This window comes from Arthrobacter sp. TB 26, from assembly GCF_000427315.1.
Classification (GTDB): domain Bacteria; phylum Actinomycetota; class Actinomycetes; order Actinomycetales; family Micrococcaceae; genus Arthrobacter.
The window spans coordinates 1-7785 of record NZ_AUPJ01000279.1; the positions used below are offsets into that span (position 1 = coordinate 1).

6 protein-coding genes and 2 pseudogenes are annotated in these 7785 nt (G+C 67.5%); 5 read left to right on the forward strand and 3 right to left on the reverse strand.

What is annotated here, in order from left to right; translation table 11 throughout:
- Both K789_RS0109985 and K789_RS0109990 read right to left on the reverse strand, forming a co-directional pair.
- Positions 1–270, reverse strand: a pseudogene (locus K789_RS0109985) (hypothetical protein); the annotation flags it as partial.
- 31 nt (positions 271–301) lie between these two features.
- Positions 302–1108 carry an exodeoxyribonuclease III gene (locus tag K789_RS0109990; RefSeq protein WP_024366633.1) on the reverse strand — a complete coding sequence of 269 codons (807 nt, stop codon included), beginning with the start codon at positions 1106–1108 and terminating at the stop codon, positions 302–304.
- A 166-nt stretch (positions 1109–1274) separates the two neighbouring features.
- On the opposite strand from K789_RS0109990, the gene K789_RS0109995 reads away from it, so the two are divergent.
- From K789_RS0109995 to K789_RS0110010, 4 genes and pseudogenes are all read left to right on the forward strand, one after another.
- Positions 1275–2774: a CoA-acylating methylmalonate-semialdehyde dehydrogenase gene (locus K789_RS0109995; protein WP_024366634.1), complete on the forward strand. Its 1500-nt coding sequence runs from the start codon at positions 1275–1277 to the stop codon at positions 2772–2774.
- The gene (locus K789_RS0110000; RefSeq protein WP_024366635.1) at positions 2774–3847 is read left to right on the forward strand and encodes an enoyl-CoA hydratase/isomerase family protein; all 1074 of its coding nucleotides are present in this window, start codon (positions 2774–2776) and stop codon (positions 3845–3847) included. Before K789_RS0109995 ends, K789_RS0110000 begins: the two co-directional genes overlap by 1 nt.
- Positions 3840–4819: pseudogene (gene mmsB, locus K789_RS22785) on the forward strand (3-hydroxyisobutyrate dehydrogenase). The gene K789_RS0110000 and the pseudogene mmsB overlap by 8 nt, the downstream one beginning before the upstream one ends.
- Positions 4816–5595 carry an enoyl-CoA hydratase gene (locus K789_RS0110010; RefSeq protein ID WP_024366636.1) on the forward strand — a complete coding sequence of 260 codons (780 nt, stop codon included), beginning with the start codon at positions 4816–4818 and terminating at the stop codon, positions 5593–5595. Before mmsB ends, K789_RS0110010 begins: the two are co-directional and overlap by 4 nt.
- Positions 5596–5718: 123 nt before the next feature.
- Here the strand turns inward: K789_RS0110010 and K789_RS0110015 are convergent, their stop codons facing one another.
- Positions 5719–6144 (reverse strand): DUF1761 domain-containing protein, encoded by a 426-nt coding sequence (locus K789_RS0110015; RefSeq protein WP_024366637.1) that lies wholly within the window; start codon positions 6142–6144, stop codon positions 5719–5721.
- A 173-nt stretch (positions 6145–6317) separates the two neighbouring features.
- Here K789_RS0110015 and K789_RS0110020 point away from each other — a divergent pair, with 173 nt between their 5' ends.
- Positions 6318–7715, forward strand: a complete 1398-nt coding sequence (locus K789_RS0110020; RefSeq protein WP_024366638.1) for an MFS transporter — start codon at positions 6318–6320, stop codon at positions 7713–7715.
- Positions 7716–7785: the final 70 nt, after the last annotated feature.

Consider the following 7785-nt stretch of genomic DNA (forward strand, 5'->3'; position numbering starts at 1 on the left):
TGCCGGGGCAGTGCCGCCTGCCAGCGGTACTGCCAGGACACGGACCAGGTCCGTCGCACCGGTGGGGAACGGGTCCCCGCCCGGTCGGGTAATGCGGCCCAGGGAGGCGAGCAGTTCGGCGTTTTCGACGGCCGCCCGGGAAACGCTCCGGGCCCCCGCCGTGCGCAGGGCAGCCTGCTGGTCCTCCGGGAACGCCGCCAGGGGTTCGTAGATCCGCAGCGCGGAGGAGAACGGCAGCCCGGCCTGCCCGCGGTAGAGGTTTCCCGTCACTGGATCACGCCGCTTCCCTGGGCTGCGCCCATCAGTCGCTCAGCTCCACGATCACGGGGGCGTGGTCCGACGCGCCCTTGCCCTTGCGTTCCTCGCGGTCGATCGCCGCGCCGGTGACACGGGCGGCCAGTGCGGGGGAGGCCAGCACGAAGTCGATCCGCATGCCTTCCTTCTTGGGGAAGCGCAGCTGCGTGTAGTCCCAGTACGTGTAGACGCCGGGGCCGGGGGTGTGCGGGCGGACGACGTCCTGGAAGCCGGCGTTCTCAAAGGCGTGGAAGGCAGCCCGCTCCGGGTCGCTGACGTGCGTGAGGCCCTCGGCGCGGAAGTAGTCGATGTCCCAGACGTCCTCGTCCTGCGGGGCGATGTTCCAGTCGCCCATCAGGGCGATCTGCGCTGCGGGATCCTCCCGGATCCAGCCCTCGGCGTGGGTCCGGAGGGTGTCCAGCCAGCTGAGCTTGTACGGCATGTGTTCATCGTCGAGGGCCCGGCCGTTGGGGACGTAGAGGCTCCAGACCCTGATGCCGCCGCAGGTGGCGCCGATGGCGCGTGCTTCCTGCACGGCGTCCTTGCCGTTCTTGCCGAAGACGGGCTGGTCCAGGAAGGTGCGTTCGACGTCGTCGAGCCCCACCCGGGAGGCGATCGCCACACCGTTCCACTGACTCAGGCCAAAATGCGCCACCTCGTAGCCCATGTTCTCGAACAGCTCCCACGGGAAGTTGTCGTCCTTGCACTTGGTTTCCTGGATGGCCAGGACATCACAGTCGGTGCGCTGAAGCCAGGCTTCAACACGGTCGGCACGGGCGCGGAGCGAATTCACATTCCAGGTAGCAATCTTCACAATCCCTAACTTACCGAACTTGGCTGCCGGACGAAGCTGCCCGCCGGCCACGCCCCTCTGGAATTTAGTAGGAAGTCCGAGTATATTCGGGAGCAGATGATGGCGTGGGTCACACGTGGCCCGGCCGTCACTACGGCAATCACACGGTGCAAAGGAGCATTCCATCATGGTTCGCGAACTATCCCATTACATTGACGGACAGCATGTTGAAGGCACCTCGGGGCGCTTCAGCGATGTCTACGATCCCTGCACCGGCGAGGTCCAGGCCAGGGTGCCGCTGGCCAGTGCGGAGGAAGTCCGCAACGTTGTCTCCAACGCGGAAAAGGGCCAGCTCGAATGGGCGGCCATGAACCCGCAGCGCCGCGGCCGGATCCTGCTCAAGTTCGTTGACCTGGTCAATCAGAACCTGGACGAACTCGCCACCCTGCTGTCCTCGGAACACGGCAAGACCTTCCTCGACGCAAAGGGGGACATCCAGCGCGGCATTGAGGTCGTGGAGTTCGCCGCCGGCGCCCCGCACCTGCTCAAGGGCGAATTCTCGGACAACGCCGGAACCGGCATCGACGTCCACTCGCTGCGCCAGCCCCTCGGAGTCGTCGCCGGCATCACCCCTTTCAACTTCCCGGCCATGATCCCGCTGTGGAAGTCCGGCCCGGCCCTCGCCGCGGGCAACTCCTTCATCCTCAAGCCGTCCGAACGGGACCCCTCGGTGCCGCTGCGCCTCGCTGAACTCTTCACCGAGGCCGGACTGCCGGCCGGCGTTTTCAACGTCGTCAACGGCGACAAGGAAGCGGTGGATGCCTTGCTGGAGGACCCCCGGGTCCAGGCCATCGGCTTCGTCGGGTCCACCCCGATTGCGCAGTACATCTACGCCACCGCCGCCGCGAACGGCAAGCGCGCCCAGTGCTTCGGCGGCGCCAAGAACCACATGGTGATTATGCCGGACGCGGACCTGGACATGGCGGCCGATGCGCTGATGGGCGCCGGCTTCGGCTCCGCCGGGGAACGCTGCATGGCGATCTCCGTGGCGGTGCCGGTCGGCAAGGCCACCGGCGACGCGCTCGTCGCGAAGCTGGAGGAGCGGATTGCGGACCTCAAGGTCGGCCACAGCCTCGCCAAGGACTCGGACTTCGGCCCCGTGGTGGCGGCGTCCGCCAAGGAGCGGATCGAAGGTTACATCCAGGCTGGCGTCGACGAGGGCGCCACCCTGCTGGCCGACGGCCGCGGCCTCAAGGTTGAGGGCTACGAGGGCGGCTTCTGGGTCGGCCCCACCCTCTTCGACAACGTGACAAAGGACATGACAATCTACAAGGAGGAGATCTTCGGCCCGGTGCTGAGTGTCCTCCGTGCGGAGGACTACGACGAGGCCCTGCGCCTGTGCAGCGAGCACGAGTTCGGCAACGGCGTGGCCATCTTCACCCGCGACGGCGACTCCGCCCGCGACTTCGCCAGCCGGGTCCAGGTGGGCATGGTCGGCATCAACGTCCCCATCCCGGTGCCGATCGCCTACTACACCTTCGGCGGCTGGAAAGCCTCCGGCTTCGGGGACCTCAACCAGCACGGCGCCGACGCCTTCCGCTTCTACACCAAGACCAAGACGGTCACCACCCGCTGGCCCTCAGGCATCCGCACCGGCGCCAGCTTCGTGATGCCGGAAGGCAGCTGATGGTAGGGAAACACTCCGGGGACAGCCCGTCAGCGGAGGTGCTGTTCGAACAGCGCGGCCGGCTGGGCGTGGTCACCCTCAACCGGCCCCAGGCCGTCAACGCGCTCACCGCGGGCATGGCCTCGGCCATGCTGAAGCAGCTCACGCTCTGGGCGGACGACGACGCCGTGGCTTCGGTGCTGGTCCGCGGTGCCGGTGACCGGGGGCTCTGCGCCGGCGGCGACATCGTGGCCATCTACCGCGACATGCTCGACGGCGGCGGCGCGACAGCCGACTTCTGGGCCGGGGAATACCAGCTGAACTCCCTGATCGCGGGCTATCCCAAGCCGTATGTGGCGTTCATGGACGGCCTGGTCCTGGGCGGCGGGGTGGGGATTTCCGCGCACGGCTCGGTCCGGATCGTCACCGAACGCACCCGGATGGGCATGCCGGAGACCACCATCGGTTTTGTGCCCGACGTCGGCGGAACCCTGCTGCTCTCCCGCTCACCGGGGGAGACCGGCACCCATGCGGCCCTTACCGGCGCGCACCTGAACGGCGCCGACGCGCTGTTCCTGGGGCTCGCGGACCACTATGTCCCCTCGGATGAGCTTGCGGAACTTGCCGGGGCCCTGGAGAACGAGACGGCGGACGCCGCCGTCGCGCGTTTCGCCGAGCAGCCCCCGCCCTCCGTCCTCGCGGCACAGCAGGAATGGATCGACGCCTGCTACTCCAGCGACGACGCCGAGGAGATCGTGCGTCGGTTGCGCGCAGTAGGCGGGGAAGCCGCAGACGTCGCCGACACCATCGAGGCCAAGTCGCCGACGGCCGTGAAGGTGGCACTGGAATCCCTGCGCCGGGCCAGGGGACTGAGCCTTGAGGAGGCCCTGGAACGGGAGTACCGGGTGGGGCTGCGGTTCCTGGCCGGGCCTGACTTCCGGGAAGGCATCCGCGCCCAGGTGGTGGACAAGGACCGCAATCCGCGCTGGCAGCCCGCCACCCTCGCGGAGGTCAGCCGGGCCGATGTCGAATCCTGTTTTGCGCCGCTCGGCGACCGTGAACTGAAACTTTCGAAGGAGCGCGACAATGTCTGAAGCACCGCCGTCTGAACCGGCGCAGCCCGGCGCCATCGCCTTCCTGGGCCTTGGCCACATGGGCGGGCCGATGGCCATCAACCTGGTCAAAGCCGGCTACACCGTGACCGGATTCGACGTGGTGCCGGCCGCGCTGGAAACTGCCCGGGCGCACGGCATCGCCACCGCTGACACCGCCGCTGAGGCCGCGGCGGGNCGGGCGCCGCCGTCGTGCTGACCATGCTGCCCAGCGGCAAGCATCTGCTGGACGCGTACCGCGGCATCCCCGGCCAGCCGGGACAGCCCGGCCAGCCGGGCCTGCTGGACGTGGCGTCGCCCGGCACCCTCTTCCTGGACTGCTCCACGATTAACGTGGACGAGGCGCGCGAGGCCGCCGAACTTGCCGTCGCGGCCGGCCACCGGGCCGTTGACGCTCCCGTGTCCGGCGGCGTCGTCGGGGCCGAAGCGGGCACCCTGACCTTCATGGTGGGTGCCCTTCCGGAGGATTTCGAGGCGGTCAAGCCGATGCTCGAGGTCATGGGAAAGCGCGTCGTCCGCTGCGGGGAGCACGGCGCCGGGCAGGCCGCGAAGATCTGCAACAACATGATCCTCGGCGTCTCGATGATCGCGGTCAGCGAGGCCTTCGTGCTGGGCGAGAAGCTGGGCCTGACGCACCAGGCGCTGTTCGACGTCGCCTCCGCGGCCTCGGGCCAGTGCTGGGCGCTGACCACCAACTGCCCCGTGCCGGGACCGGTTCCGACCAGCCCGGCCAACCGGGACTACCAGCCCGGTTTCGCGGGCGCCCTCATGGCGAAGGACCTCAAGCTGGCGCTCAACGCACTGGAAAGCACCGGTGTCGCCGCCCGGCTGGGGCCGCTAGCGTCCGAAATTTACGATACCTTTGCCGCGGAAGGCGGGGCGGGCCGGGACTTCTCCGGCATCATCACCGACATCCGGGACAAATCCGAACAGCAGCTGAGGGGACAGGCATGACGGAGCAGTACTCAAACATTCTGGTGGAGCGGCGCGGCCGGGTGGGGCTCGTGACCCTCAACCGGCCCCAGGCGCTGAACGCCCTCAACAAAGCCACCATGGACGAACTCGTGGCGGCCGTGTCCGCGATGGATACCGACCCGGACGTGGGCGCGGTTGTGCTGACCGGGTCCGCCAAGGCCTTCGCGGCCGGTGCGGACATCAAGGAAATGCAGTCCAAGGGCTACATGGACATGTACGCGGCCGACTGGTTCCGGGGCTGGGAAGACTTCACCCGGCTGCGCATCCCGGTGGTGGCGGCCGTGTCCGGATTCGCCCTCGGCGGCGGCTGCGAGCTGGCCATGATGTGCGATTTCATCATCGCGGGGGACAACGCCAAGTTCGGGCAGCCGGAAATCAACCTGGGTGTGCTCCCCGGCATGGGCGGCTCACAGCGCCTCACCCGCGCCGTGGGCAAGTCCAAGGCGATGGACATGATCCTGACCGGGCGCTTCATGGACGCCGATGAAGCCGAACGCGCCGGGCTGGTGTCCCGCGTGGTGCCGGCCTCGGACGTGGTTGAGGAGGCCCTCAAGGCCGCCGAAGTGATTGCCTCCAAGTCCAAGCCGGTGGCGATGGTCGCCAAGGAAGCAGTCAACGCCGCGTTTGAGACCGGGCTGGCTCAGGGTGTGCTCTTTGAACGCCGGGTGTTCCACTCGCTGTTCGCCACCGAGGACCAGAAGGAAGGCATGGCGGCCTTCACCGAGAAGCGCCAGCCGGACTTCACGCACCGCTAGGCCGCGCGACGCGCCAACGGTCCTGCGACGCGCAAATTATCCCGTGCTGCGCAAAGGCCCTGCCGCTACCGGAATACCGGTGGCGACAGGGCTTTTGCGCGTCGCCAGGCAGGACCCGCCGCGTCAGATCCTGATGCCGAAGAGGCCAATGATCAGGGCCATGACCATAAGCGTCACGAGTTCGTGGGCGCAGTTCAGCGCCGTGAGCCCGGCCGGGCGGCCCTCGAAGGCATCGTGGGTAATGAACCGGGCGGCCGTGAACCCTGCCCAGAGGATCAGGGCAGTGACCAATGTGTTGGCCAGGAAATTCCCGCCGTAGAAGTGCTGTGAGATGGCAGCGGACCCGGCGAGCACCCAGGCGCTGATGAAGCTGACCACCAGGGTGATCAGGATCGGCCTGACGGCGTCCCTGGCATCCCCGCTCGGCGTGACCTTGGCGACGCGCATCCAGTAGTTGCCGAACACCTTCGGCGTGTACCAGACGGACCCGACCACCATGCTGGACAGCGTGGCCAGCAGTACCGCCCAGATGTTGATCTCCGGAATCATCGTGCTCTCCTCACATCCAGGGTTGCTTCTTCCCGAAGTCTAGGGGACCGCCCGGGCGGTCCCGCGCTTTTGGTGACTACCTCTTTTGGGAGGTAGTTGGATGTCCACGCTTTTCGCTACGGTGATCTGAGTCACACAGCCTGGCATTGGGGCTGTCATCAAAGGAGATTGCCATGACCTCAGTTTCACCGACTTCGCCGGCCGGGCTGCAAGCGCCGCCCAGCCGCAAGACACTGCGTAAGGTTGCCTTCGCCAGCGCCGCCGGAACCACCATCGAGTTCTACGACTTCTTCATCTACGGCACCGCGGCTGCCCTGGTCTTCCCGGTCGTGTTCTTCCCGGCCCTCGGCGCCGCGGCCGGCACCATCGCTTCCTTCGGCACGTTCGCTGTGGCCTTCTTCGCCCGTCCCGTCGGCGCGATCATCTTCGGCCACTTCGGCGACCGGATCGGCCGGAAGAAAACCCTGATCACCACGCTGCTCATGATGGGGATCGCCACCGTGATGATCGGCCTGATTCCCGACGCCAGCACCATCGGTGTGGCCGCCCCCATCCTGCTGGTGGTGCTCCGCTTCGTGCAGGGCCTCGCTGTCGGCGGTGAATGGGCCGGTGCCACCCTCCTCGTGGCCGAATACGCCCCCAAGGGGAAGCGCGGGCTCTTCGGGTCCTTCCCGCAGCTGGGCCCGTCTGTTGCCTTCGCCCTGGCCAGCGGCACGTTCCTCATCACCAACCTCACACTGGGAGACAAGTCCGAGGCCTTCATCACCATCGGCTGGCGGGTGCCGTTCATCCTCAGCGCCGTGCTGGTGCTCGTGGGCCTGTGGGTCCGGCTGAGCATCGAGGAAACCCCGGTGTTCAAGAACGCCGCCAAGGTTGCCGATACCAGCACCAAGCTGCCCATCCTCGAATCGATCAAGCGCCAGCCGCGCGAAATCCTGCTCGCCGGCGGCTCGCTGACGCTCCTTTTCGCCTTCTTCTACGTTGGCACCGCCTACCTCACCAGCTACGCCACGAGCCCCACCGGTATGCAGCTGAGCCGGGTGGAGGTGCTGGGCACGGGCATCGTCGCCTCGCTGTTCGTCGCCGCAGCCACGCTGGCCTCCGGCATCCTCTCGGACCGCTTCGGCCGCAAGAAGGTCATCGCCACCTCGTGCATCCTCGCCGTGCCGTGGTCCCTGGCGCTCTTCCCGATCCTCAGTGCGAACACCGTGTTCGCCTTCGGTGTCGGCCTGACCGTCACCCTGGTGATCTTCGCCATCGCCTACGGCCCCGCCGGTGCCCTGCTTCCGGAACTATTCGAAACCCGGTACCGCTACACCGGTGCCGGCATGGGCTACAACCTCGCCGGCGTTGTGGGCGGAGGCATTGTCCCGCTCGTGGCGGCCCAGCTGGCCGGCACGTCCGGAGCATGGTCCGTCGGGTACCTGCTCGCCGGGATCGGGGTGTTCAGCGTGCTGTGCACCCTGGCCCTGCCCAACCGCGAAAAGCAGGGGCTGGAAGACGGCGGTCCGCACACCTCCCCGAAGCACGTGGACGAGGCAGCATTTATCGAGCCCGTCGCCGGTCCCTAGGGATCCGAGCCGAGTCAATGGAGACTGCGGTTCCGGACTTTAGGGGATCCGCTGGTTTGGGGGAGCGGGG

What these genes read in the sequence shown, in the direction of transcription:
- K789_RS0110010 (WP_024366636.1), top strand. Translation starts at nt 4,816, where the DNA reads ATGACGGAGCAGTACTCAAACATTCTGGTGGAGCGGCGCGGCCGGGTG.
- K789_RS0110020 (WP_024366638.1), top strand. Translation starts at nt 6,318, where the DNA reads ATGACCTCAGTTTCACCGACTTCGCCGGCCGGGCTGCAAGCGCCGCCC.
- K789_RS0110015 (WP_024366637.1), bottom strand. Translation starts at nt 6,144, where the DNA reads ATGATTCCGGAGATCAACATCTGGGCGGTACTGCTGGCCACGCTGTCC.
- K789_RS0109995 (WP_024366634.1), top strand. Translation starts at nt 1,275, where the DNA reads ATGGTTCGCGAACTATCCCATTACATTGACGGACAGCATGTTGAAGGC.
- K789_RS0110000 (WP_024366635.1), top strand. Translation starts at nt 2,774, where the DNA reads ATGGTAGGGAAACACTCCGGGGACAGCCCGTCAGCGGAGGTGCTGTTC.